The organism is Paraburkholderia lebeckiae (assembly GCF_050436225.1).
Taxonomy (GTDB): domain Bacteria; phylum Pseudomonadota; class Gammaproteobacteria; order Burkholderiales; family Burkholderiaceae; genus Paraburkholderia; species Paraburkholderia tuberum.
In genome coordinates, this window is sequence record NZ_JBNDLU010000003.1 from 371,462 (window position 1) to 394,775 (window position 23,314).

General features: G+C 61.3%; 25 protein-coding genes and 1 pseudogene. 15 read left to right on the forward strand and 11 right to left on the reverse strand.

Going from position 1 to position 23,314, the window contains the following annotated elements:
• Positions 1-41 precede the first annotated feature (41 nt).
• Both OKW45_RS36510 and OKW45_RS36515 read left to right on the forward strand, forming a co-directional pair.
• Entirely contained in the window at positions 42-281 is a 240-nt protein-coding gene (locus tag OKW45_RS36510) for a hypothetical protein (protein ID WP_018422634.1), read from the forward strand.
• A gap of 312 nt (positions 282-593) precedes the next feature.
• Positions 594-2,228, forward strand: a complete 1,635-nt coding sequence (locus OKW45_RS36515; protein ID WP_429473651.1) for an NADP-dependent glyceraldehyde-3-phosphate dehydrogenase — start codon at positions 594-596, stop codon at positions 2,226-2,228.
• Between the two features lie 439 nt (positions 2,229-2,667).
• Here the strand turns inward: OKW45_RS36515 and OKW45_RS36520 are convergent, their stop codons facing one another.
• Positions 2,668-2,844, reverse strand: coding sequence for a hypothetical protein (locus tag OKW45_RS36520; RefSeq protein WP_184005448.1), 177 nt, complete (start codon positions 2,842-2,844; stop codon positions 2,668-2,670).
• Between the two features lie 383 nt (positions 2,845-3,227).
• Between OKW45_RS36520 and OKW45_RS36525 the strand changes: the two genes are divergently transcribed.
• Entirely contained in the window at positions 3,228-3,398 is a 171-nt protein-coding gene (locus OKW45_RS36525) for a BON domain-containing protein (RefSeq protein WP_429474028.1), read from the forward strand.
• 201 nt (positions 3,399-3,599) lie between these two features.
• On the opposite strand, the gene OKW45_RS36530 is transcribed toward OKW45_RS36525, so the two are convergent.
• Positions 3,600-4,046, reverse strand: coding sequence for an SRPBCC family protein (locus tag OKW45_RS36530; protein ID WP_018422638.1), 447 nt, complete (start codon positions 4,044-4,046; stop codon positions 3,600-3,602).
• Positions 4,047-4,419: 373 nt separating this feature from the next.
• On the opposite strand from OKW45_RS36530, the gene OKW45_RS36535 reads away from it, so the two are divergent.
• Positions 4,420-5,154, forward strand: a complete 735-nt coding sequence (locus tag OKW45_RS36535) for a haloacid dehalogenase type II (RefSeq protein WP_429473652.1) — start codon at positions 4,420-4,422, stop codon at positions 5,152-5,154.
• Here the strand turns inward: OKW45_RS36535 and OKW45_RS36540 are convergent.
• Positions 5,137-5,736 carry an NUDIX domain-containing protein gene (locus OKW45_RS36540; protein WP_184023738.1) on the reverse strand — a complete coding sequence of 200 codons (600 nt, stop codon included), beginning with the start codon at positions 5,734-5,736 and terminating at the stop codon, positions 5,137-5,139. The two genes, OKW45_RS36535 and OKW45_RS36540, sit on opposite strands and share 18 nt — an antisense overlap.
• A gap of 79 nt (positions 5,737-5,815) precedes the next feature.
• Here OKW45_RS36540 and OKW45_RS36545 point away from each other — a divergent pair, with 79 nt between their 5' ends.
• Positions 5,816-6,571 carry a DeoR/GlpR family DNA-binding transcription regulator gene (locus OKW45_RS36545; RefSeq protein ID WP_429473653.1) on the forward strand — a complete coding sequence of 252 codons (756 nt, stop codon included), beginning with the start codon at positions 5,816-5,818 and terminating at the stop codon, positions 6,569-6,571.
• A gap of 27 nt (positions 6,572-6,598) precedes the next feature.
• On the opposite strand, the gene OKW45_RS36550 is transcribed toward OKW45_RS36545, so the two are convergent.
• Both OKW45_RS36550 and OKW45_RS36555 read right to left on the reverse strand, forming a co-directional pair.
• A complete protein-coding gene (locus tag OKW45_RS36550; RefSeq protein WP_429473654.1) occupies positions 6,599-6,778 on the reverse strand; it encodes a hypothetical protein in 180 nt (59 codons plus the stop codon).
• The gene (locus tag OKW45_RS36555) at positions 6,775-6,900 is read right to left on the reverse strand and encodes a hypothetical protein (protein ID WP_429473655.1); all 126 of its coding nucleotides are present in this window, start codon (positions 6,898-6,900) and stop codon (positions 6,775-6,777) included. Before OKW45_RS36555 ends, OKW45_RS36550 begins: the two co-directional genes overlap by 4 nt.
• A gap of 175 nt (positions 6,901-7,075) precedes the next feature.
• Here OKW45_RS36555 and OKW45_RS36560 point away from each other — a divergent pair, with 175 nt between their 5' ends.
• The 5 genes from OKW45_RS36560 (at position 7,076) to OKW45_RS36580 (ending at position 13,212) form a co-directional block, all read left to right on the forward strand.
• Complete coding sequence (locus OKW45_RS36560; protein ID WP_429473656.1) at positions 7,076-7,876, forward strand: transporter substrate-binding domain-containing protein; 801 nt, start codon at positions 7,076-7,078, stop codon at positions 7,874-7,876.
• 361 nt (positions 7,877-8,237) lie between these two features.
• Positions 8,238-9,911 carry an alpha,alpha-trehalase TreA gene (treA, locus tag OKW45_RS36565; RefSeq protein ID WP_429473657.1) on the forward strand — a complete coding sequence of 558 codons (1,674 nt, stop codon included), beginning with the start codon at positions 8,238-8,240 and terminating at the stop codon, positions 9,909-9,911.
• Between the two features lie 54 nt (positions 9,912-9,965).
• Complete coding sequence (locus OKW45_RS36570; protein WP_018422647.1) at positions 9,966-10,334, forward strand: DUF2784 domain-containing protein; 369 nt, start codon at positions 9,966-9,968, stop codon at positions 10,332-10,334.
• A 592-nt stretch (positions 10,335-10,926) separates the two neighbouring features.
• On the forward strand, positions 10,927-12,762 hold the full coding sequence (locus tag OKW45_RS36575) for a S10 family serine carboxypeptidase-like protein (protein WP_429473658.1): 1,836 nt from the start codon (positions 10,927-10,929) through the stop codon (positions 12,760-12,762).
• Between the two features lie 51 nt (positions 12,763-12,813).
• Positions 12,814-13,212, forward strand: a complete 399-nt coding sequence (locus tag OKW45_RS36580; protein WP_018422650.1) for a hypothetical protein — start codon at positions 12,814-12,816, stop codon at positions 13,210-13,212.
• A gap of 115 nt (positions 13,213-13,327) precedes the next feature.
• Here the strand turns inward: OKW45_RS36580 and OKW45_RS36585 are convergent, their stop codons facing one another.
• Complete coding sequence (locus tag OKW45_RS36585; protein ID WP_429473659.1) at positions 13,328-13,741, reverse strand: VOC family protein; 414 nt, start codon at positions 13,739-13,741, stop codon at positions 13,328-13,330.
• A 147-nt stretch (positions 13,742-13,888) separates the two neighbouring features.
• Entirely contained in the window at positions 13,889-14,422 is a 534-nt protein-coding gene (locus OKW45_RS36590; RefSeq protein WP_018422652.1) for a helix-turn-helix transcriptional regulator, read from the reverse strand.
• Between the two features lie 252 nt (positions 14,423-14,674).
• Here OKW45_RS36590 and OKW45_RS36595 point away from each other — a divergent pair.
• Positions 14,675-15,577: pseudogene (locus tag OKW45_RS36595) on the forward strand (glycosyl hydrolase family 28 protein); the annotation flags it as partial.
• A gap of 166 nt (positions 15,578-15,743) precedes the next feature.
• Here OKW45_RS36595 and OKW45_RS36600 read toward each other — a convergent pair.
• Positions 15,744-16,817: an AI-2E family transporter gene (locus OKW45_RS36600; RefSeq protein WP_018422654.1), complete on the reverse strand. Its 1,074-nt coding sequence runs from the start codon at positions 16,815-16,817 to the stop codon at positions 15,744-15,746.
• 467 nt (positions 16,818-17,284) lie between these two features.
• Between OKW45_RS36600 and OKW45_RS36605 the strand changes: the two genes are divergently transcribed.
• Positions 17,285-18,553 carry a hypothetical protein gene (locus OKW45_RS36605; protein WP_429473660.1) on the forward strand — a complete coding sequence of 423 codons (1,269 nt, stop codon included), beginning with the start codon at positions 17,285-17,287 and terminating at the stop codon, positions 18,551-18,553.
• 39 nt (positions 18,554-18,592) lie between these two features.
• On the opposite strand, the gene OKW45_RS36610 is transcribed toward OKW45_RS36605, so the two are convergent.
• Positions 18,593-19,381, reverse strand: coding sequence for a hypothetical protein (locus OKW45_RS36610; protein WP_429473661.1), 789 nt, complete (start codon positions 19,379-19,381; stop codon positions 18,593-18,595).
• 378 nt (positions 19,382-19,759) lie between these two features.
• Here OKW45_RS36610 and OKW45_RS36615 point away from each other — a divergent pair, with 378 nt between their 5' ends.
• Positions 19,760-21,346 (forward strand): phospholipase D family protein, encoded by a 1,587-nt coding sequence (locus OKW45_RS36615; protein WP_429473662.1) that lies wholly within the window; start codon positions 19,760-19,762, stop codon positions 21,344-21,346.
• A gap of 8 nt (positions 21,347-21,354) precedes the next feature.
• Here OKW45_RS36615 and OKW45_RS36620 read toward each other — a convergent pair whose 3' ends face one another.
• On the reverse strand, positions 21,355-21,810 hold the full coding sequence (locus OKW45_RS36620; RefSeq protein ID WP_051103829.1) for a hypothetical protein: 456 nt from the start codon (positions 21,808-21,810) through the stop codon (positions 21,355-21,357).
• Positions 21,811-22,015: 205 nt separating this feature from the next.
• Complete coding sequence (locus tag OKW45_RS36625) at positions 22,016-22,399, reverse strand: PLDc N-terminal domain-containing protein (RefSeq protein WP_429473663.1); 384 nt, start codon at positions 22,397-22,399, stop codon at positions 22,016-22,018.
• A gap of 173 nt (positions 22,400-22,572) precedes the next feature.
• Between OKW45_RS36625 and OKW45_RS36630 the strand changes: the two genes are divergently transcribed.
• Together OKW45_RS36630 and OKW45_RS36635 are read left to right on the forward strand one after the other, a co-directional pair.
• Complete coding sequence (locus OKW45_RS36630; protein ID WP_162634041.1) at positions 22,573-22,902, forward strand: hypothetical protein; 330 nt, start codon at positions 22,573-22,575, stop codon at positions 22,900-22,902.
• A complete protein-coding gene (locus tag OKW45_RS36635) occupies positions 22,850-23,305 on the forward strand; it encodes a hypothetical protein (RefSeq protein WP_429473664.1) in 456 nt (151 codons plus the stop codon). The genes OKW45_RS36630 and OKW45_RS36635 overlap by 53 nt, the downstream gene beginning before the upstream one ends.
• The last annotated feature ends 9 nt before the right edge of the window (positions 23,306-23,314 follow it).

Here is a 23,314-nt window from a genome sequence, read left to right on the forward strand (position 1 = left end):
CACGGCCTTTGCATACAGAAACCGCGTCAACGGAGATAGCCATGATGCAATGTTTTGCGGACTTCGCTCCCAAGCAAGCGCTGCGCGGCAGTGCAGCCGTGCTTGCTGCCACCATACTCCTAACAGCATGCGGGACGGGGATCGCGGCATTCGCCGGACTGCTTCCGAAATCCGACGGGGTAGCGACCGCAGTGACCGCTACGCCGTTGGTCGACCTGCAGACCACGATGACGAATCTAATCGAATCCGGTTACGAGGACATTTCCGCAACTGCTGACTAAGCTCGCCCGCAAGCTCGGCAGTGCCGCGCCGCGTGATAGCACTGTCGGAACCGACTTCACCGTTCATCAGGCGTTGAACACGGTTCGTCTTCAACTCTGTTCTCTGCCATTAGCTATGCTTCTCTCTGTGTCTTGCGCCCGTCGCGAAGCACAGTCACCCAACACCGGCACAGTCGCTTGCGCACGACCCAATGATCGGTCCGACAGATACCGTTACGTCACCAGCGGGTAGGCACGATCGCATTGATTGCGTTCGAGCAATGCCCAACACCTGGCGGACCACCGCGTACTGCACGAACATAGGAGCGAAACGTGGCAAATATTGACTTCGAGAACCTCTGGCAGTTGTTTCCAGTCACCGACGATATTCCCGATTCCGCCCGCCTCGCGGCGCCGATTCATCAGCGCGTCTCGCTCGTCGATGGAGAACTGAAGGCATGGGATGGCGCCTGCAAGAACGTGCAGTCCCCAGTTTGCGTGCGACAAGCCTCCGGCGACGCTGAACAGGTCGTAATTGGCAGTTATCCGGTCATGGGCGAGGCCGAGAGCGATGCCGCACTGAACGCGGCCGTGCGAGCCTACGATCACGGCCGCGGTGAGTGGCCAACGATGACAGTCGCGCAGCGCATCGGCTGCATGCAAGACTTCATTCGTCTCATGGCGGCCAGGCGCCATGAGATTGTGAATCTGATCATGTGGGAAATCGGCAAGAGCCTTGCCGATTCGCAGAAGGAGTTCGACCGCACCATCAGCTATATGCAAGACACTATCTCGGCGCTCAAGGAGCTAGACAATAACAACTCGCGCTTTGTCATCGCCGAGGGCACCATCGGCCAGATTCGCCGCACCCCGCTGGGCGTCGTACTGTGCATGGGGCCTTACAACTATCCGCTGAACGAAACGTTCGCGACGCTCATTCCCGCATTGCTGATGGGCAACACCGTCGTGTTCAAGCCGCCCCAATATGGCACGCTGCTGTTCTTTCCACTGCTCGAGGCTTTCCGCTCTGCTTTCCCGAAAGGCGTCGTCAACACGATTTATGCACCGGGTGCGGTGGTGGTGCCACACATGCTCGCCTCAGGAAAGATCGACGTGCTTGCTCTGATCGGCTCAAGCAAGGTTGCAGACCACCTGAAAAAACAGCACCCAAAGTCGCATCGGCTACGCGCCGTTCTCGGTCTTGACGCCAAAAACGCCGCCATTGTGTTGGCTGACGCCGACATAGACCTCGCCGTGAAGGAATGTCTGCTCGGAACGCTGTCGTTCAATGGTCAACGGTGCACTGCGCTCAAGATGTTGATGGTGCACCGCTCGATCGTCGATACGTTTCTTGAACGCTTTAATGCAGCGCTCAAAAATCTCAAGGTGGGCATGCCGTGGGAACAGGGTGTGTCCATTACACCGCTGCCGGGCATGCATCGCACGGCCTACATGACCCAGGCAATTGACGATGCGAAAGCGAAAGGCGCGGCGGTCGTGAACGAAGGTGGTGGCGTGTTCTGCAAAACTCTTTTCTATCCGGCCGTGGTGTACCCCGTCAAGGAAGGGATGATGCTCTATCGTGAGGAGCAGTTCGGACCGATCATCCCGGTCGTGCCGTTCGATGACATTGATACACCACTCGAGTATGTCATCACTTCGGACCACGGTCAGCAGGTCAGCATTTTCGGCACCGACGCTGCCCAAATTGGCTCGCTGGTCGACCCGCTCGTCAATCAGGTGTGCCGCGTCAATCTCAATAGCCAGTGCCAGCGAGGCCCAGACGTCTTTCCGTTTGCCGGCCGCAAGGATTCTGCGGAAGGTACGCTATCGGTCACCGATGCGTTGCGCGCGTTCTCGATTCGCTCCATGGTCGCGGCCAGGGAGACCGACCTGAACAAGACGCTGCTCGATACGATGGTCACGAATCATCACTCGAAGTTCGTCAACACCGGTTTTATCTTTTAGCGGCTCGATGGGGATCGAGCTCGAGTCCCGGCGCGGAGATTCAGTGCGCGACGCCGTAAAGGTCAGCGCATCGCGCACATGGTTGAGTGAAAGGATCCATTCGTCAGTTGGGGCGATTTCGCGCGACGTCCGGCCAGTCGATGCCCGTAGAAAGCATCGGTTTAAAAGCGACGAATATTTGCGACGTCCTATGGCGCTGCTTCATGCATCAACCCAACGTTCTTCCCTGGTTCAGGATGCGCGGAGCGGGTCACTGCGGGTCCGGATGAGCCAAGCTCGCTGCCTCGACAATCTGCTCGTATTGTTCCACGCCGACTACGGCTCGGTACTCCGGCATCAGCCGGATGAGCGCTTGCGACGTCTTGGAATCACACCGTAGACTTCCAGCTGCTCAGCGTGCACCAGGGCGTGCCGCAACGTCATGGCCACGTCAGTCTCCTTATTGCAGCTGAACAGCGAGCAAGTCGTTGGCGAACGCCGGCCGGGCGGAGGCGAACTCCATCAGGTCGAGGAAGCCCTCGCTGACCGCAAACTCATGCAGCGCATCATCGCCGCTGTCAGCTTTGATGCGACCGTAGCTTTCGACCATTTTCAGGTCGGTAATCAAGTACATCATCTCAACCTCTTTCTGTCTGGGAATGCCCCGAGTTGTCGCGCTCATACCTCGACGGAAAGAATGCGCCCCGTCGGGCCGTTGTGGTCTCATGCTTCGGTCCGAAGAGTACGTAGCGTGGCTTAATTCAAGCTTAAACAATGCCAACGATGAGAACGCCTCGCCGCAACGGAGATTCGGCAGCGCCCAATCGCAAAACCTCGCGGAATAGCATTCAATCCATGGCTAAGCGGTTGAACGCTGGACGGTCGTTTGGCGGGGAGAATAAAGTGCCCTCGGGTCACTGCGGTTCACAGCGAATATTGCTGCATCGCACTACGCAACATGTCGGTTGGAACCAACCTTATCGTTAATCGGGCAGTGAAACCGGTTTGAAGCGGGCTTTGTTGTATCCCATTAGCCGCCGTGTCGAAAAACGGCACGGCGTTGCGTATCTGTGGGGCATCATTGAATCCGAAGAGGAGAAGCGCGCGATCCGCGTCGACGCGGAAAATGTGCCCGGCGTCAAGCGGGTAGAGAGCTATCTGGAGTCGCCGAGAGTGATTCCGACAATGTAGCCGGCGCACGTGTACGTGCCGAACGTTCCCAGCTTGACTGCGGGCGGCGCGGTTTGGAACCGCGCCGAGTTCGACTGTTTCCTGATCACGATTTGAAGGTCGCCAATCGAGCAGCAAGTGGGACGAAGGATGCAATCGTCCCCGCTGCGCGTTCCGAGGAGATACTTGCCCGATGGCGGAGCAAGCGGCTGTTATTGAATGTCAGTCCGCAATTTCCGGCTCGACCAGCTTCGCCAGTTGCGCGAGCGACTCCTGCCAGCCGAGGTAACACATCTCGACCGGAATCATCTCGGGGATGCCTTCCTGCACGATATTCAGTTCGGTCCCGCACGACACCTGTCGCAACGAAACGGTCGTATGCATCTGACCGGGCAGATTCGGGTCGTCGAAATGGTCCGAATAGCGGATCTTTTCGAACGGCACCAGTTCGATGTACTCGCCGCCGAACGAGTGCCCCTTGCCCGAGCCGAAGTTGTGAAACGACATCCTGTAGGTGCCGCCGACGCGCGCATCCATCTGATGCACGTCGCAGGTGAAGCCATACGGCGGTAGCCATTTCGCCATCGCGGCGGGTTCGAGGAACGCGCGATAGATACGCTCGGGCGTCGTGCGCAAAACACGGTGGAATTTGACGGTTCCGGTAGCCATGATGAGTACGCCTTTCACTGGAGGGGTTGAACATACTGTCACGACGCGCCCGCGTTGCGGGAATCGACACGCACGAGACCAGGCAAAACCCGTAGACGGTTGACACTCGTTTAACAGGTGCATCCCCCTCTCGAACGTTTGTTACGCCGCATTACCCTTTCACTCGCGCCAACGGATACAGCAGCGTGCCCGCTCATTGCAAGCGGCTCGATCTTCGAATCGTCGCGCATTGCGTTCCATACGGACTGCGTTGCGGTCGAAGCGTCCCCGGTCGCCATAGCATCCCCGTCCTTTTTAGATGATCGATGATAGCAACGCGTGCCTTCTGTTCGCCTAAGATGGGTGGTTCCCGTCACAGCCACCAAGGAAGGTCATGAGTAGCGACTCGACACATCAAACTGCCATCAAAGCTTTCGTGTTCGATGTCTTCGGAACCGTGGTTGACTGGCGAAGCGGCGTCGCGCGCGAAGCGCAACCGTTTCTCCAGCGGCACAAGCCGAATCTCGACGCATTCGACTTCGCGGACGCATGGCGACGCGAGTATTCGCCCGCGATGGAAGAAGTGCGTAGCGGACGCAGACCGTATGTGCGTCTCGACGTGCTGCACCGGGAAAACCTCGTCAAAGTGCTGGCGCGTTTCGGCATCGCCAACGTTCCCGAGCCGGAGATCGATGAGTTGAACCTGGCCTGGCATCGGCTGGACCCCTGGCCCGATGCCGTCGACGCATTGCAGCGCCTGAAGGCGCGCTTCATCATCGCACCGCTATCCAACGGCAACATTCGCCTGATGGTGGACATGGCAAAGCGTGCCGGTCTGCCTTGGGATGCCATTCTCGGTGCCGAAGTCGTCCGCGCTTATAAGCCCTCGCCGCTGGTCTATAGCGAAACGGCGGAAATTCTCGGCATTGCGCCACGCGAATTATGCCTCGTGGCCGCGCATAACAACGATCTCGCCGCTGCCCGGCGCGTCGGCTTGAGCACCGCGTTCGTCGTGCGACCCACCGAGCATGGCCCTCAACAGACGAGCGATCTGAAAGCGGACGAGGCGTGGGACTTCATCGTCGACGATCTGCACGAACTCGCGACGCAACTAGGCTGCGCGCGCTGACGCAAACCCACGCAAGGCGACGTACTGCAACAGCATGATCGTCTTGCCGTCGACGATTTCCCCTGCGTCGACCGCTCGCAACGCGGCTTGCAACGGCATTTCGATCACCTCTAGATCTTCCCCTTCATCCTCGACGCCGCCGCCGTCGTTGACCCGCATCGACGCGTCGTACTCGCCGACATAGAAGTAGAGCTTTTCGGTTACGGACCCCGGGCTCATGTAGGCCTCGAAAATCTTGTGGACCTGACCCACGCGATACCCCGTTTCCTCCTCGACTTCGAGCCGGATGCGTTCTTCCGGCGAAGCGTTGTCGAGCAACCCGCCCGGTGCTTCGATCATCATGCCGTCGTGACCGTTCACGAACGCGGGCATGCGGAATTGTCGCGTGAGTATCACGTTGCCGGTGCGCGGACTGTGCAGCAGGATCGTCGCGCCGTTGCCGCGATCGTAGGTCTCGCGGTTCTGCCGCTGCCATGTGCCATCGCGACGCAGGAAGTCGAACGTCACCTTCTTCAGCGTGTACCAGTCGTCGGATAGCAAGGTCGTTCCGACGATGCGAACCCGGTCTTTCGTTGCGGTCATGGCGCCTCCTGTCGACCATGGACAATGATTCATGGTATCGTGCAACTTCGTGCAATTTCAAGATATTTCGTGCAATGCAATGTTGACGACCCAACGCAAGAAAGCGATCCTCGACGAACTCGCGCGCAACGGGCAGGTCCTGGCAGGCGCGCTGAGCGCGGCGTTTGGCGTGTCGGAAGACACGATCCGCCGCGATCTACGCGAACTGGCCGCGGAGGGGCGCTTGCAGCGGGTCCACGGCGGCGCGTTGCCCGCGTCGGCGGCGCTCGCGTCATTCGAGCAGCGTCAGGACATCGAGACGCTCGCCAAGCGGCGCATCGCTCGGCGAGCAGTCGAGCTGATCGCGCCGGGGCAAACCGTGATCGTCGACGGCGGCACCACGTCGGCGCTATTGGTCCAGGAGCTGCCGTCCGATTTGCACGCGACCATCGTCACGCATAGTCCGAGCGTCGCCACGGCGCTTGCCGCGCATCCTTGTGTCGAGGTGATCCTGATTGGCGGCCGGCTTTACAAACATTCGATCGTGGCCGTCGGCGCCGCGGCGATGGAAGGCATTTCGCGCATCCATGCCGACCTGTACTTCATGGGGGTGACCGGCGTGCATCCCAGCGCTGGGCTGAGCACCGGTGACTTCGAGGAAGCCGCGATCAAGCGCGCGCTCGCCGCACGGGCGGCGGAAACGGTCGTGCTCGCGTCATCGTCGAAACTGAACGCCGCATCGCGGTTCGTGATCGGCGAGATCAAACTCGCGCAGACCATCGTGGTCGAGAAGAAGACCAGCGCGGAATTGACGAAGCCGATCGAAGCGGCTGGAGTGACTGTGGTGAGAGCGTAGGGGTGGCGAGGTCGCCACCCGGCGCGCTCAATCGTCCATCGGCCGATCGTTAGGATGATCGAACGCCGCCTTCATCGTGTCGCTCATCGGCACGTCGAGGTTGATGCCCTTCGGCGGAATCGGCGACATGAACCACGTTTTGTAGAGCTTCTCGCCTTCGCCGTCCTGTTCGATCTTCGCAATCGCCCGATCGACAATCGTCTTCATCGCGGCGTCCCTTTCGGCAACATGCAGGCAATCGCCTCGTGCGTCTGCGGATCGCCGGTCACCACGTAGCTGGCGGGATTGCCCGAGGTTGCGCGCTCCGCCGACAGCACGTCCGAATCCATGAAAAAGGCCTGCGCGCGCCCGCTTCCGAACAAAGATAAAACAGGCGACTTTTGGAGTGCTAGGATGACGCGCGCAACCCGGCCTGTTCCACGAAGCGACACTCCCGGGTTGCCGACACGATGGTGAAATCGTTGCGTTGTGCAGCCTGATACTCAAGTACAGAGGAGACACTCAATGAAACTTTCGAAGCTGCTTGTAAACGCGTTGGCGCTCTCGGCTCTCAGCTTTACCGCAGTCGCGGCTCATGCCGAAGATCTGCTCGACTCGGTCAAACAGGCCGGAGTCCTGAAGATCGGTCTCGAAGGTACCTATCCGCCGTTCGACTCGCGCAACAAGGACGGCGAGCTCGAAGGCTTCGACGTCGATGTCGCGAAAGCCGTGGCGGCGAAACTCGGCGTAAAGCCGGTATTCATTCCGACCGAGTGGAGCGGCATTATCGCGGCGCTGCAGAGCGGCAAATTCGACGTGATCATCAATCAGGTCACCATTACCCCGCAACGCAAACAGGTTCTTGATTTCAGCCAGCCGTACACGTACTCGGCCGCGCAACTGATCCAACGGGCGGACGACAAGCGTGAGTTCAAATCGCTCGACGAATTCAAGGGCGACAAGAAGATCGGCGTGACGCTCGGCACCAACTACGACCAGATGGCGCGCGCGGTACCTGGCATCAACGTGCAAACTTATCCGGGTGCGCCCGAGAAACTGCGCGATCTCGCCGCCAGGCGTATCGATGCGACGATCGACGACCGGCTGATGCTGCCGTACATCATCAAGAACTCGCAGTTGCCGCTGCGTACGGGCGCGGTGCTGAAAGGCGCCGAGCAGGAAATGGGCATCCCGTTCCGCAAGGACAATCCGAAGTTCGCGAAAGCACTCGACGACGCGTTGACCCAAATGAAGCAGGACGGCACGCTCAAGAAGATCTCGATGCACTGGTTCGGCACGGACGTGACTCAGCCTATCGCGCAGTAATTTTCCCGTTGTTCTCGCGTACCCGCGCCGACCTGCAGGATGCTCGGCGCAGGTACGTCGCTTGCTCGCTGAGCGGTTTCTGCCGCGGAATCGCTCGCGATCAACGCTTCCATTGCTTCGAATCACGAAGCAAGCGCGGATACGCCATTACGCGCATCTTCTCCCTCGTTCATCGCGCTTCCTTCTTCATGCTGAATGCATGCACGCTCTGCTGCGCCGCAGTTGCCTGATGCTTCGAAAGCGTGCGATGCTTTCGGAGCCATTGATCCGGCCACCTCGTGTCGGACTCGCATGTCGCCGGGAGACGACCTCGAATGGCACGCGATGAGACCAGTGAAATGCCCACAACCTTGGAGGCATCATGAGCATTCAATCACTGTCTCGCAGCAGCGCCGCGTCAACCGCGCATCTCTTCCCCAGCTCAAATAGGTACTTCGTGCCGCGGCGTTCGCCGATCACGCTCGGCGTCGCCTGCATCGCCTCGCTCGTCTTCGCATCCGCGAGCTGTCTCGCCGATACCCAGGTGGGCGCCACGCTGCCGCCGGCGCCCGACATTCTGTACGGCGATCTGTTCGTCGCCGTGCAAACCGCGCAGATCTTCCCCGACCAGAAGACGTTCGTCGACGCGACGCCGAATGGCAATCCCGCCGCGATCGTCCAGCTATACGAAACGCAGAAGAACCAGACCGGCTTTTCGCTGCAGAAATTCGTCAGCCAGTACTTCACGCCGCCGCCCGATCAGAGCATCACGCCGCCGCCGAACCAGAGTCTGCGCGAGCACATCGACTGGCTCTGGAACGGCCTCACGCGCACGACGACGAGCGCGCCCGACTATAGCTCGCTGATCCCGCTGCCCAAACCATACGTCGTGCCGGGCGGCCGCTTTCGCGAAGGCTACTACTGGGATACCTATTTCACGATGCTGGGGCTGCAGGAGTCCGGGCGTGAAGATCTCGTCGACGATATGCTCGACAACTTCGCGTACATGATCGACACGTTCGGCCACATACCGAACGGCAATCGCACGTACTATCTGAGCCGCTCGCAGCCGCCGTTCTACTCGTACATGGTGGAGCTCGCGGCGCAAAAGGAAGGCAACAAGGTTTATCAGAAGTACCTGCCTGTGCTGCGCAAGGAGTACGCGTACTGGATGCAAGGCTCGTCCAACACGCCGCGCGGCGGCGCTACGCGCAATGTGGTCGTGCTCAACGATGGCACCGTGCTGAACCGCTACTGGGACGATCTGGACACGCCGCGCGACGAGTCGTACCTCGAGGACGTGCAGACCGCGCAGGCGAGCGGCCGGCCGGCCAACCAGGTCTACCGCGATCTGCGCGCGACCGCCGAAAGCGGCTGGGATTTCAGCTCACGCTGGTTCGGCGACAACCAGACGCTCGCAACGGTGCGCACGACATCGATCATCCCGGTCGATCTGAACAGCCTGTTGTTCCATCTGGAGACGACGATCGCGCGCGGCTGCTCGGAGACACGCGACTTCCGTTGCGTCGCGCAGTTCATCGGCTACGCGGCGCGGCGCGCGGAAGGCATCAACCGCTATCTGTGGAATCGCAACGGCTACTACGGCGACTACGACTGGCAACTCGGCAAGTCGCGCGACAACCAGACACCGGCGATGCTGTATCCGCTGATGGCCGGCGTGGCGTGGCCCGATCGCGCGTGGAAGACCGCCCGGACCGTGGAGAATGTGCTGCTCAAGCAGGGCGGCCTCACGACGTCGACCTATAACACCACGCAGCAATGGGACGCGCCGAACGGCTGGGCGCCGTTGCACTGGATCGCGATTCAGGGCCTCAAGCGCTACGGACGCGCCGACCTCGCGCAGCCGATCGGCACGCGCTTTCTCGCGGACGTCGAGAACGTCTACAACACGCAGCACAAGCTCGTCGAGAAGTACGTCGTCGAAGGCGCGGGCGAAGGCGGCGGCGGGGGTGGCGAGTATCCGCTGCAGGACGGCTTCGGGTGGACCAATGGCGTAACGTTGATGCTGCTCGATCTGTACGGCAATGGGCAGTGAGTCCCCGCGGCATCGTCAAGCGAGTGCCGTGCGGCTAGCCCCAGTGGAAGCAGAATGATCTGGCTCGCCAATATTGTTCTCGTGCTGCACGCGCTGATCGTGGTGTTTATCGTCGGCGGACTATTCGCCATCTGGATCGCCCACGGTTTGCGACTCCCGTGGGCGCGAAATCGCACATTCCGGACGGTACATGTTCTCGCCATCGGTATCGTGGCGATCCTTGCGGTGCTCAATGTGCCGTGCCCGTTAACCGTTCTGGAGGATCATCTGCGCACGGGAACGGTCGGTCCGCAAGGCTTCATACAGCGCTGGGTCAGCGCCTGGCTGTATTACGACTTTCCGGGTTGGGTGTTCGTAGCCGCCTATGTCGCGTTCTTGCTGGCAGTGATTGTTACGTGGTACCGAATTCGGCCACGAGCGTGACGGGCGTACCGCCGCCCGGACGGAAATTCCCAGCCTGCCCTTTTTAGTTCTATTGAGGACACATTTTCACCGGTTAAATTTACCATTCAGTTATTTTTATAAAACGCAATTAATTCCGACAGCATAGCCACGAAAATCCGCAGTTCCTCGTCGCCATTCAATGCAATTCAAATAAATGCGCCAGCGTTTTTCTTCCCCCATGCGGCGGCGACCGCGCTAGCGCTCGATCACAAAGCGCTACCCCTCCATAAAATGCGACTTTATTCTGAATCGCATAATTGCCGCTTGATCCTTGACAAAACCGCATTTCGCATCCTATTTTCACTCTTGCTGTAAGCATCGGAAAGATTCAATTTTAAATTTCTCTTGAAATGTCGAGATAAATCGACAGGGAATTCCTTTATCCATTCAATCATTAATCAAAGAAAGCGGATGGAAATATTAATGAAAGTATTTTGAATTAATGCATTGCGAAAAGCTGTCCATGCAACCGCTGCGTGCCATCGAGTGCGGTGCGGGTTATTCGATCTCCAATGCGCGCGACCGGCGAAAAGCGGCCTTTGTGTGGCGGTATCACTCACCAGGGAACGAGATGAAACCAGACAGAAGGAGTACCGACGATGGTCGCGTCCGTCGTCATGGCCGGCTAGCCGCGCTAAGCGCGCTGACACTCGGAATCGTTATCCTCGCCGGATGCGGCGGCAGCGACGGAGGTTCGTCGGCGTCGGCGGTACCAAGCGGCATGGCGCAGGTCGCCAATCAGGCGCAAGCGGCGTCGGCGCCGCAGACGCCATCCGCCAATCAGCCCTACACCGATCTCACCACCTATTCGACGAGCGCGACGTCCGGGATAGCCGCGTCGCTGGTCGCGGAGAAAGCGGCGATCATGCATTACCAATGGACGTCCGGCAGCACCACCGTCAACTACACGACGACCACCGGCCACCTGACCGCAATGGATCTGACGAACGGCGCACCCGAAGCGACGATGTCCTACGTGGCCTACACGGCGCCGAGCACGAATGGCAAACCGCGCCCCGTGACGTTCGTCTATAACGGCGGGCCGGGTTCTTCGTCGATCTGGCTGCGTCTCGGGTCGTTCGCGCCGACGCGCGTCGCGACCACCGATCCGCTGCTGAACGGCACCAGCTGGCCGAACTACCCGGTTGTGAACAACACCGAGAGCCTGATCGACACGACCGATCTCGTGTTCATCGATCCGCCGGGCACGGGCCTCTCCGAAGCGATCCTGCCGAACACGAACCAGACCTACTGGAGCACCGATGCCGACGCGAACATCATGCGCGACTTCATCATCCGGTACCTGACGGTCAATTCACGCAGCAGCTCGCCGATCTATCTGTACGGCGAATCGTACGGCACGCCTCGCACCGACATCCTTGCGCTCGCGCTCGAATCGGCCGGCGTGCATCTGACGGGGATCACGCTGCAGTCTTCGATCCTGAACTACTTCGCGGATGCGATCGAGGCGGTGGCAATCACGGGTTCGCCTGACCAGCTCGCGCTCGAAACCGATACGTTGAGCGGCTACATGCCTGGCTATGCCGAGGTCGCGGCGTACTACAACCAGGTATCGCCAGCGCCAGTGAGTCAGGCGACCTACGCGCTTCGCAGCGAGGCGTTCGTGACCGCCAACTACAACCTGTTCAAGAATTATTCGCTGTACTGGACCTTGAGCCAGCTCGGCGCGCCCACCTACGCGGGACCGCCGAACTTCCCGCCGACGTGGCTGGAGGAGGTCTGGGACGCCGAATCCGGTCTCACGTTGCAGGCGATGCAGGGCTACTTCAACATCAATCCGTTCAACCTCACGCTGGTGCCAGGCTCGACGATAGGCCGCTACGATGGGCGCGTGTCGTTGCCCAACTCGGACTCGCGTCTGCAGAGCGACGGCGACCCGTCGGACATCCTGATCTCGCTGCCATTCACCAATGCGTTGGCGACACAGATGCCGGATTACCTCGGCTACACGGCGCCGAACGCGGCGTACATGCCGCTGAACGACGCGATCATCGAGGTGTGGGATTTCTCGCACGGCGGCCAGCCGTTGCCCGACACGATCCCCGATCTGCTCGGCGCACTAAAGCTGAATCCGCAACTGAAGGTGCTGGCGGAAAACGGCTACCACGATCTCGCCACGCCGTTCTTCAATACCGAGAAGCAGCTCGCGCGGCTCAAGACGGTCCAGGGTCTCAACCCGAATCTGCAGGTCAACTTCTTCCAGGGCGGACATATGATTTATCTGGATGACGTGGCGCGGCCGCAGATGAAGGCGGATCTCGCGGCCTTCTATGGCGGCACGCCGATAGCGGGCGCACTCACGCTCGCGACGCTGCCTCAGCCGTGGGCCGACGAAGCGTCAGCCGCTACGCCGACGAGCGAGGCGCTCGCCGCGGCCGCGCCCTGATCGATGGTGGTTTCGCTTCGCGCGAAACCCTCTGACTACTTTTTATGGCGAATGATCATGTCTTCAATCGATATCTTGCGACGTGCTCTGGCGTTGATCGTCCTCGGTGTGATCGTCGGCAGTGCGCATGCGTTGCCGCCCCAGCCGGTGGCGCCCGTGACGCTACCCAACGGCGGACATGGCGTGGACGGTCCGTTCTTTCCTCATAACCGTGCCAACGCGGTCGCGCCGACCACCGGCTCGACGCTGCAGCAGCAGGCTCAGCAGCGCGTGGAGAGCAGACTGGGCGCGAAATCGGTGCTCAGCAACGGCTCGTCGATCACCAAGGCCCAGGCGCAAGGCAATGGGCTCGGCTATATCGCCAGGCATTTTGACGAGATCGATACCGCGCATTCCGGCCGCGTGACGTTGAACGACGTTCGGCAGTATCTGCAGCAGCATCAGCAGTGAGAGTCCCGTAGTCCAGTGGTCTGGGATGACGGCCGGCGGTGCGTCGCGATCGTGTGACGCACCGCCGGCCGTATGCGGCTGCGCGCCGCGCCCGCGCGCGGCGGATCGCTGACGCTCACTTGCCCGCTGCCGCCTGGATCATCTTCCATCCATTGCCCGCCGGATCGCGAAAACCCGCATCGACGCTGCCGAAACGATCCACCGGCTCCTGCGTGAATTCCACGCCGCGCGCCTTCAACTGCTCGTAGCTCGCGCGACAGTCGGCGACGGACAGCACCAATGGCGGCATCGCCCCCTTCGCGACCATCGCGCGCAACGTTTGCGCGGTCGCTTCATCGTGGACCGGCGGCCCCGGCGCGAACAGTCCCAACTGGAAAGACGGCTGTTCCGGGTGCTGGACCGTGAGCCAGCGGTAAGCACCGTTGCGCACGTCGGTGTGGACGCGAAAGCCGAGTTTGTCGACGTAGAACGAAAGCGCCGCATCCTGATCGTCGACGTACAAACCGACCACATTGATACCCTGATTCATGACTCCTCCCTCGCTGGTTGAGGGTTCGACTGTATCGCTGGCCACGCGGCGGCGCTTCTCCAAAACTGCGATCGGCAGGTTCGGGCGTTTGCCCGGCCTTCGCTACCTTGGCGCGAAGGGACGCAGCGCGCACATCGATACCCTCATTCACGACGTCTCGCTGGTAGGAGGTTCGACAGTGTCGCTTACCACGCGGCGGCGCTTTTCCAGAACTGCGGTCTTCAGATCAGGGCGTTGCGCGGCCTTCAGCACGCAGGCGGGCACGCGATCGAGTTCAGCGGGATTGGCGCGTGCCTGCACGCGCATCTCGCTCGGGCTCAGGCCGGTAATGTCGCGAAAGACGCGGCCGAACGTGCCGAGGCTTTCCCAGCCGGTCGCGAACGCGATGTCCGTAATGCCGAGGTCGGTGTCACGCAGCAGCGTGGTGGCCTGTTCGATACGCCGCGTCAACAGATAGCGGTGTGGCGGCACGCCGAAGGCCCGCTTGAACGAACGCGCGAAGTGCGCCTCCGACACGCCGCTGACTTCGGCCAGCCGCCGCACCGGCCAGGCTTCGTGCGATGCGGCATCGATGCGGTCTTTCGCACGCAGCAGGCGACGCAGCAGCGCCGCGTCTTCGAGTGCTTCGGGGCCGCCCGAGACGGGAGTCGGCTGGACTGCAGGGTCGTGTGAGCCGGGCATATGTTCGCGTTAGAGCCGATAGCCGATGCCCCGCCGCCGCCGCGGCAAGAACGATCGCGGCCATGAGGAGCGTCCAGGCAGGCTTTGTCATCGAGCGGCAGGCCTCGTATTGATGGAAAGACGCACAAGCTGCGGCCCCTGGCCCTAGTCGCAACCCGAGGCCATTGTTGCACGGCTTTGCGTGAACCTCGCGTCAAAGGCCGTTCGAAAATTTTTCGATTTATTTAAAGAGATGGCAGTGGTGCTGTGGACGATACCGCGAAGAACACCGACGCGTTCGACCCGGGTTCGGCCTCGAAGGCGGTCACGCAGGCGCTCGCGACCGGCAGCACCACGACTTCGTCGGCCGGCAAGATCGCGTTCGACGGCTACCTGAAGAACGTCGTGTTCGCCTACAACTACATCAGCACCGGCGACGACGGCATTGCGATCAAGGGTTCGAACAACCCTAGCCCGGCAGGTTCGGGCCTGTATGGTGTCGACGGCGATCGCGACGTCGCGACTGATCGCAAGTATGGTTTTGTCATCGCGCACAACCATATTTACGCGGGTCACGGCGTGTCGGTCGGCAGCGAGACCAATGCGGGCGTGACGAACGTGCAGGTGTACGACAACTCATTCGATGGCTCCGAACAGGCGCTGCGCATCAAGTCCGACTGGGCGCGGGGCGGTCTCGTGACGAACATCAACTACAACAACATCTGTATCCGCAATAGCGGCCAGGCGCTGTTGTTCACGCCGTACTACAGCACGAAGGCGCTGTCGAATCCGACTTCGCCGCTCTATCCGGACTTCCACGACATCACGCTGTCGAACATCCACATCATCGGTGGCACGTCGGCGATCTTCGAGGGCTTCCAGGCGAACTCGGGCGGCATCGCGCACGCGCAGATTCCGCTCGGCATGACGCTCAACAACGTGCTCGCCGATTCGCCGGAGAACGTCGCGGTCACCACGTCGGATGCGAATCTGACACTGAACGAAGTGAACCTGCCGATCTTCCCGTCGACCGCGAACCGAGTCGTGCTGAACGGCTCCGCGTCGCAGTCGCTGTCCACCAAGAAGGCGGTCGATTGCAGCGCCGCTTACGTCGACTTCCCGGCAATCGGCGATTCGTCGACGACCGGCCAGACGTGGTCGGGTTCTTCGCAGTAAGCAGTAAGCAGCAAGCGTTAAACGCTGATGGCAACAGCGTGCGGCGACGGTAAGCCGCACGCGTCGAGATAGACGTGTTTCATTCGACGGCCCGCGCGGACTATTCGGCACGGGCCGTTTTCATTTCATGCGCCGGGTCGATCATATGTCCGCCATGGTGGGCGCTTCACGCGGCCTGTTCGGTCTTGCCGTAAGTGAGCCGGCCATTTTTCGACAGCAGCACCGCAACCGGCCGCGTCATTTCGAACTCGGAGAAAATGATCGTCATGCTGGCGGTGATCGGCACCGCGAGAAAGGCGCCCGGCACGCCCCACAAAGCCGACCACACGGCCATGCTCGCGAGAATCGCGAACGGGCTCAGGTTCAGGGAGTTGCCCGTCAGATACGGATCGAGGATATTGCCGATCACGAAGTGAATCGCGGTCAGCGACACCAGCACGACCAGGATCGAATTCAGGTCGCTGAACTGCAGCACCGACATCAGCACCGGGAACACGATCGCGAGCACCGAGCCGATATATGGCACGTAGTTCAGCAGCGCGGTCAGTATCGCCCACAGCCCGGCGAACTCGAGGCCGACGCTGCGCATCGCGAGCCAGCAGATCCCGCCTAGCAGCACGCCGAGAAACGTCTTCAGCGCGAGATAGGCGCCAATGCGCCGGTTGATGTCGGTGACCACGCCCCGGATGCGCGCCGCGTTGGTCGAATTGGCGGTCATGTTCGTCAGCTTGTCGCCGAACGTCCGGCGCTCGACCAGCAGAAAACTCGCATACAGCACGATCACGAACAGGTCGATGATCACCGACGACAACGATGCCAGCATGCCGGTCACCATCGCCTGAATGTTCAACTGCGTGAGCATGTTCCGCCGCAGCGATTCCCACGTCGGCTCGCTTTCGAGGTGCAGCAGCGTCGAAATCTTGTGGATCATCAGCAGGACCGAGTCCTGGTAGCGCGGCGCGAGCGCGACGAGCGCGTCGTAGTTCTCGACGAGCATGTCGACCGCGAAGAAGATCGCGGCGCCGATCAGGAACATCGAGAGTCCGTAGCGCAACTGGACCGGCAGCCGCGGGCCGATCACCGGAATGCGTTGCAGCAGCCTCGTGAAGTCGACCACCACGTATACCGCGATCGCGCCGAATACGATCGGCACGAAAACCGCGCGCCCGATATACAGCACCCAGCCCACAATCAGCAGCAGCACCACTACATAGACGGACGCCTGCAATCTGTCGGTCATTGGTCAGTACTCCATGAATCCGCAAACAGGTGCGCCAGAGAGTCACCCCAGGCTCACCCGAGGACGAAGGCGATGGCCGGGCACGCGCCCGCCGTACGATCCCCTTGCCAGCGGGTCGCGCGAGGGACAGCACTGATCTTCGCACAGAACGATGACAGCTCACATAAAAAGCGCGCCAGATCGCTCCGCCGGCAAACCCCGGGCCGACACCTCGAAATGCGCCAGTAGAATGTCGCGAAACGTTGTGATGCGCCGGATTCGCTCGTGAAACCCATCTGCTACGCTGCCCTAATCGGTTTCAATCTCCTGACGTCATCGGAAGCGAGCGCCTGCGTCACGCGGTGGCAGCGCACGGCCGAATCCACGCAGTGAAGCCGCGCCGCGCGTGCCCGTGCGATGTCCGCGCTATATCTGTGCGTGATGTCCGACTGCACGCATCCTCTCACCTCACGGCATGGGAGTACGAGATGCTGCAACGGCTAGGGTCGCGATTCATCGCAGTCGGTCTGATGTGGACATTGTCCGCTTGTGGCGGTGGTGGGGGCGGCAGCGCCGCCGACCCGGGCAGCACCGGCTCGAACGGCGCGGCTGGCGCGACCACACCAGCATCGAGTCCCGCGCCCGCGTCGAGTCCGACACCGGCATCTAGCCCGGCCCCCGCGTCGAGCGCATCCGACGCGAGCGCCACGACACCGAAGCTCGCCGCCGCGACGCCGGTCATCGACGGCACGACACTCGGCGCCGCCATCTGGCCCGCGGGCGTCACGGCTTCGGGCGGAACCGGTCAGCCCGTCAGCGGACTGAACTGCGGGTTGCGCAGTACCGCGTACACGTACGCACATCTGTCGATCTACCAGAACGGGCAACTCCTGACGCTGCCGCCCGACATCGGCATGGTCGAGCCGACCGTGACCACGCCGACTGGCTGCGCATATCCGGTGCACACGGTCGATTCGAGCGGCAAGATCCATATGGACGCGACGACCGGCGCGACCTATACGCTCGGCCAGTTCTTCTCGATCTGGGGCGAGACGCTGAGTGCGTCGAACGTGGCGGGTTTGACCGCCTCGCCAATCGCGATCTACGTGAACGACGGCGGCACGCTCACGCAATATACGGGCGACCCCGCGAGCCTCGTGCTGAAGCCGCACACCGAAATCACGGTCATGGTCGGCACGCCTGTCACACAAGTTCCCACCTATACCTGGACCGATCCGCCGCCGTTCGACCCGAACCCGATCACGCTCGTCTTCGGAGGCGTGGTCGGCTCGTCGTTCTGGCCGAACGGCACGACCTCGACGGGCGGCACCGGCACGCCGGTCGACGGCCTGACCTGCGCGCCGGACATGAGCGTGCTGTACCACGTGCACGCGCACCTCGCGATCATCAAGGACGGGCAGTGGCTCGCGTTGCCGTTGAACGTCGGCATCCTGTCGCAATGCACGTATGAGATGCATACGCACGACAACACCGGCATCATCCATATCGAAGCGCCGAACCTCAAGACCTATACGCTCGGCGAGTTCTTCGATATCTGGGGCGAGCCGCTGACGAACACGAACGTCGCGGGCATCATGGGGGACGTGGTCGCGTATATCAACGACAACGGCGATTCGCGCCGCTATATGGGCGACTTGCGCAGTATCGAGCTGACGTCGTTGCGCGACATCACGCTGCAAATCGGTACGCCTCCGGTAAGCACGTTGGCGACGTATTCGTGGTACGAACCGCAGTGACGTCGGCCGGAGGCCGCGTCACTTCGCCATGGCGCGGCTTCAACGCGACGTACCCGAATGCCCGATACCGCCCGGCCGGCGCGGCACGATGCCCGCGACGGAGCGCGGCGTCGCGTTCGCGACCAGAATCATCGCCGCGCCGGCGAGACCGCTCGACACGTGCTTCAACGCATGGCCGGCGATCACGTGATGCGTCAGCTCCCATATCTGCCAATCGAGGCTTTCGAAAATCTTCGCGACCCCATAGAAGACAATGACGAGCGTCCACGCGATCACGCCGTCCACCTTGCGCGTGAGCGTCAGGCCGACGATCAGCATGAGCCCGCCGAACTGAAGAATCGCGTAAGGCCACAGGCTGTTGAACACGAGCCAGTAGCCGACGGTGGCGGGTGACACGACCACCATGATCAGCATCTGCGCCCAGCCGATGCGCTGTCCGCTCCACGACGTCCATAGCATGGCGAGGATGCCGGCGAACACGATGGTCATCGGCAGGCGGTCCCAGACGAGCGTCGCATCGTTCGGCGCCATGTGGTAGTAAGCCGAGCCGAACGCGGTGAAGAGCAGCCCGAGCGCGGCGACGACCATGCCGGGAAATTGCGCCGGCTGGTTGGACGCATGCCGCCTGACCCAGCCGAGACCAAGCATGCCGGCGATCAGAATGACGACGTTCGACAGCACGTCCGCCGCATGGTGCAGCGGCCCCAGCGAGCGTTGATCGGCGAAGTGGTGATACGAGGCCGGCTGCGCGAGCGGCCATATCATCTGCAGCACGGTGCCCACCACGAAAAGCAGCACGCTAGCAAGCAGCAAGCGGGAGATCTTCACGTTGCTCGACTCCACAGTGGGCGAAACGCTCGAAGACGCCGTGAACCGGACCCTTTATGACCCTTTGCGCTGACACGGAGCGGATCACGCTCGATTGCATGGAAACCATGCGGTCGACGCGCGGCCGGGTTGGCCCTCGTTCGAATTCGCGCAGCCTGCCCGTATCATCGGACAAAGCGCTTTGCGCAACAAGAGCGTCGGGCGGCGCACCGATGGGCATGCGCTCATAGTATTCTTCTCAACCAATGCAAGTTGCGTGCAAGCATGCGCGCGACACCGTCAGTACAGGCGGTCGAGCGAAGCTTTGTCGAGCAACGCCACGATGTTCCGATTCTGGAACCGGCCGGGTCGCGCGACCCAAAGGAAGACCTGGACTCCATGCAAGCGCAGATACACCACCCCTCGTTCCCGCATCGCCGATGGAGAGGCGCGCTGTGCGCGCTGCTGTGCGCAAGCCTGCTGACCGGCTGCGCGCCGCTACCGTCGCTCGAGGGTCGCAAGGAGTCGCATGCGTTGTCGCCCGCGGTGGCCGCCAGCACGGATCTCGGTCGCGCGGTCGCGCCCGAGTTGGCCGCGCACGCGGGGCTGGCGGGCATTTATCCGCTGGCGGATGCGCATGTCGCGTTTGCCGCGCGCATGGACCTGATCCGTTCCGCGCAACGCACGCTCGACATCCAGTACTACATCTGGCGCGACGATCTGACCGGCACACTGCTGCTAGAACAGATCCACGAAGCGGCGGACCGGGGCGTGCGGGTGCGCCTGCTGCTCGACGATCTCGGCATCGCCTCCGCGCTAGACCCGATACTCGCGGCGCTCGACGCGCACCCGAACATCGAGGTACGCCTGTTCAACCCGTTCGTCGTGCGCAGCCCGAAAATCCTCGGCTTCGTGACCGACTTTTCGCGCGCCAATCGGCGCATGCACAACAAGTCCCTGACCGCCGACGCCACCGCGACGATCCTCGGCGGCCGCAACATCGGCGACGAGTACTTCGATGCCACCGACGGCGTCGTCTTCGCCGACCTCGACGTACTCGCGGTCGGACCGGCCGCGACCGACGTCTCGCGCGATTTCGACCGCTACTGGGCAAGCGCGTCGGCGTATCCGGTCGGCAAGATCCTGCCGCACGAGAGCGTCGATGAGCTGGCCACGCTGGAGCGCAATGCGCAGGCGATCGAGCAGGATCCTGCCGCCGCTGAGTATAAGCAAGCGCTGCGCGGCCCGCGCGTCGTGCAGAACCTGCTCGACGACAAGCTGCCGCTCGACTGGGCCAAAACGAAGATGATCAGCGACGACCCCGCGAAAGGCCTGAACGACGCGCCGCCGGAAGCGCTGATTTCCCACCAGCTACGCGAGGTGATGGGCCACCCGACCAAGTCGCTCGACCTCGTCTCCCCGTACTTCGTGCCGGCAAACACGGGCACGCAGTATCTGAGCGGGCTCGCCGCCCAGGGCGTCGACATGCGGGTGTTGACGAACGCGCTCGAAGCAACCGATGTCGTCGCCGTGCATTCGGGCTATATGAGGCGGCGCGTCGAGTTGCTGCAAAACGGCGTGCACCTGTATGAATTGCGGCGCGTGGCGGGCGCCACCTACAAGAAAGAACAGTCGCCGGGGCCGTTCGGCAGTTCCGGGTCGAGCTTGCATGCGAAGACTTTCATCGTGGACTCCCAGCGGGTCTTCGTCGGTTCGTTCAACTTCGATCCGCGCTCCGCGCATCTGAATACCGAGCTTGGACTCGTAATCGACAGCACCGAGCTCGCGACGCGGGTCGATCGCAAGTTTCTCGCGCTGCTGCCGACCGTCGCGTACGCGGTGCATCTCGACAAAAACGGCAAGCTGTACTGGATCGAAACCAACGGTGACGTCGAAACACGCCACGACACCGAACCGAATACGACGTGGTACGCACGGCTCGGTGTTTGGATGCTGTCGATTATGCCAATTGAGTCGCTGTTATAGCTCGCAGTTCAGAATCGTCGCAAATCGCGATCTCGCAGTGGATCGGGCGTGCGCTGCGTCTCGCGCAATACGCCGTTGGTGTCGAACGCGAAATTGAACAGCATGTGGTGGATGTTGCTTTCGATATAACGATATGACCAGACTTCGCGTTGCGAGAGCCGGAAGAACTGCGTTTGCACGGGGCGGCCGAAATTGATCAGCACATCGTCGCGCGTCCATTTGCCGATTTCCGCGCGATTGAATTCGCTCAACTGCAAGACCTGACGCACGTTCACGATCTTGCCTGAAGCGTCGATATCGGCGGCGACGGTGGTCGAGCCCATCGGCTGGGTCGGCCACATCAGTCGGCGGCCGCCGCCGGGCAGGTCATAGACTTCGCGCGGCGGACCCATGCGGGCGACGATCGCCGCTTGATCCTGGCCAGCCTGGAATTGCTGCCACGGTTGCGCGCAAGCCGCGAGCATCAACGCCGTCGCGCATGTGAGCGCGGCGCGGCGCAATGCCAGCGGGGCGCGCGCGGTTCGCGCGGCAGCGTTCCGAACGTGGGCGAGGTGGGTAAGCAAGGGTTCCTCCCGTTACGTTCGATCGCACGATCCCTCACCGCGCAAAAGCCGAGGCGACACGGGCTGCGCGCCCGCTCGCCCATGGCTGCAGTCAGGTAACCGACGCTTACTGCACGAGCTTCGTGCGCAGACGCGAGTGCTCTTCCGGGGAAATCGAACCGGACGCTTTCAGCTTGTCGAGCTTCTCGATTTCGTCGGCGACACTGAAGCCCACCACACTGCGCAGATCTTCGCGCACCTGCTTGGCCCGCGCCTGATCGCGTTCCGCCATGCCGCGATGCTGTGTGAGCAGATACGCGAAGATCCCGATATACGGCAGGATGATGAGAAAGATCACCCACAGAACCTTGCCCCATCCGGACACGTCATGGCGACGGAACAGGTCGCTCGACACCGTGATCAACAGCCAGAACCACAGGATAAAGATGAAGATGGAGAAAACGTCGGCCAGAAAATTCGGGAATGTGAAACCATCATTGAAGAAAAGCATTGTTGTTCTCCAGTCATTCCGGTTGCAATTGAAAGGCTTAACGGATTTCGACCTATGGTTGTCCCGCTATGGATGGCGCATACGATCAGCACGGCAGCGCCGAAAACCTACCATGACCGCATGTCGATTGCGCACGCGTATTCATACTGTATGAAAGACATGCATGAGTTTCAATGGCTCGTTTAAAGCCGCAAACCGCTGTTCGTCACGTCTTTCATTTGTGCTCCTCACTTCGGGCACCGCAAATGCATGATGCGGATCTTTTGGTCTTTATAGCTTATCCCGATCGTGTAACGCGAGCAATTTTTAAGGATTCCGTTCGATTGACGATTTCTGGTGGTGTGGCGATCATGCCGCGTGGCATTGAACATGCATATGTGAAAATGATGTCAAAAACTAGCGCTTTGGTCAGCAAAAAAAATGCCCAAAAGAGGCGTCTGCGAAGCATCCATGCAGCCCCTGACCGGCCGGCTATCCGCGTCGTCACGCCGCTGCACGATTAACGACTCGTCGTTCGCGATGCAGGTCACCGAGTGCGAAGCCGACTACACATGGCAGGACGACCGAACCACGAGCGATTCAACAGGTGCCGCGGCCGGATCGGTCACCTCGATCGTCATAGGCGTGAGCGCGCTTTTCAACCGTCAGAGCCGGCCGGTGGCGAGCCGGATCACGCGCTGCACCTCGCAATCGCTGATGTACAGCCTCGCGCTCAGTATCGACGCCGTGATGGCCTGGGCCTCGCACATGCTCGAACTCGTCAACTCGACGGGGCATATGAAAAACCTGGATTTCATTGAAACGTCGTGCACCGCGAGTCTGCATCTGATGCAGCGCGAAGGCGCGATTCACACGCGCCCGGCCGACTATTTCATCCGCTGCATTCGCCAGGCCGCGATCATGTGAGCCGCGCGG

Bases quoted from the DNA above. Each gene is read 5' to 3' on its own strand.
- OKW45_RS36510 (WP_018422634.1), top strand. From the start codon at position 42: ATGATGCAATGTTTTGCGGACTTCGCTCCCAAGCAAGCGCTGCGCGGC.
- OKW45_RS36635 (WP_429473664.1), top strand. From the start codon at position 22,850: ATGCAGCCCCTGACCGGCCGGCTATCCGCGTCGTCACGCCGCTGCACG.
- treA (WP_429473657.1), top strand. From the start codon at position 8,238: ATGAGCATTCAATCACTGTCTCGCAGCAGCGCCGCGTCAACCGCGCAT.
- OKW45_RS36600 (WP_018422654.1), bottom strand. From the start codon at position 16,817: ATGACCGACAGATTGCAGGCGTCCGTCTATGTAGTGGTGCTGCTGCTG.
- OKW45_RS36570 (WP_018422647.1), top strand. From the start codon at position 9,966: ATGATCTGGCTCGCCAATATTGTTCTCGTGCTGCACGCGCTGATCGTG.
- OKW45_RS36540 (WP_184023738.1), bottom strand. From the start codon at position 5,736: ATGACCGCAACGAAAGACCGGGTTCGCATCGTCGGAACGACCTTGCTA.
- OKW45_RS36625 (WP_429473663.1), bottom strand. From the start codon at position 22,399: ATGCTTTTCTTCAATGATGGTTTCACATTCCCGAATTTTCTGGCCGAC.
- OKW45_RS36550 (WP_429473654.1), bottom strand. From the start codon at position 6,778: ATGAAGACGATTGTCGATCGGGCGATTGCGAAGATCGAACAGGACGGC.
- OKW45_RS36605 (WP_429473660.1), top strand. From the start codon at position 17,285: ATGCTGCAACGGCTAGGGTCGCGATTCATCGCAGTCGGTCTGATGTGG.
- OKW45_RS36585 (WP_429473659.1), bottom strand. From the start codon at position 13,741: ATGAATCAGGGTATCAATGTGGTCGGTTTGTACGTCGACGATCAGGAT.
- OKW45_RS36535 (WP_429473652.1), top strand. From the start codon at position 4,420: ATGAGTAGCGACTCGACACATCAAACTGCCATCAAAGCTTTCGTGTTC.
- OKW45_RS36590 (WP_018422652.1), bottom strand. From the start codon at position 14,422: ATGCCCGGCTCACACGACCCTGCAGTCCAGCCGACTCCCGTCTCGGGC.
- OKW45_RS36630 (WP_162634041.1), top strand. From the start codon at position 22,573: ATGGCTCGTTTAAAGCCGCAAACCGCTGTTCGTCACGTCTTTCATTTG.
- OKW45_RS36575 (WP_429473658.1), top strand. From the start codon at position 10,927: ATGAAACCAGACAGAAGGAGTACCGACGATGGTCGCGTCCGTCGTCAT.
- OKW45_RS36555 (WP_429473655.1), bottom strand. From the start codon at position 6,900: ATGGATTCGGACGTGCTGTCGGCGGAGCGCGCAACCTCGGGCAATCCC.
- OKW45_RS36580 (WP_018422650.1), top strand. From the start codon at position 12,814: ATGATCATGTCTTCAATCGATATCTTGCGACGTGCTCTGGCGTTGATC.
- OKW45_RS36560 (WP_429473656.1), top strand. From the start codon at position 7,076: ATGAAACTTTCGAAGCTGCTTGTAAACGCGTTGGCGCTCTCGGCTCTC.
- OKW45_RS36620 (WP_051103829.1), bottom strand. From the start codon at position 21,810: ATGCTCGCGGCTTGCGCGCAACCGTGGCAGCAATTCCAGGCTGGCCAG.
- OKW45_RS36530 (WP_018422638.1), bottom strand. From the start codon at position 4,046: ATGGCTACCGGAACCGTCAAATTCCACCGTGTTTTGCGCACGACGCCC.
- OKW45_RS36520 (WP_184005448.1), bottom strand. From the start codon at position 2,844: ATGATGTACTTGATTACCGACCTGAAAATGGTCGAAAGCTACGGTCGC.
- OKW45_RS36545 (WP_429473653.1), top strand. From the start codon at position 5,816: ATGTTGACGACCCAACGCAAGAAAGCGATCCTCGACGAACTCGCGCGC.
- OKW45_RS36615 (WP_429473662.1), top strand. From the start codon at position 19,760: ATGCAAGCGCAGATACACCACCCCTCGTTCCCGCATCGCCGATGGAGA.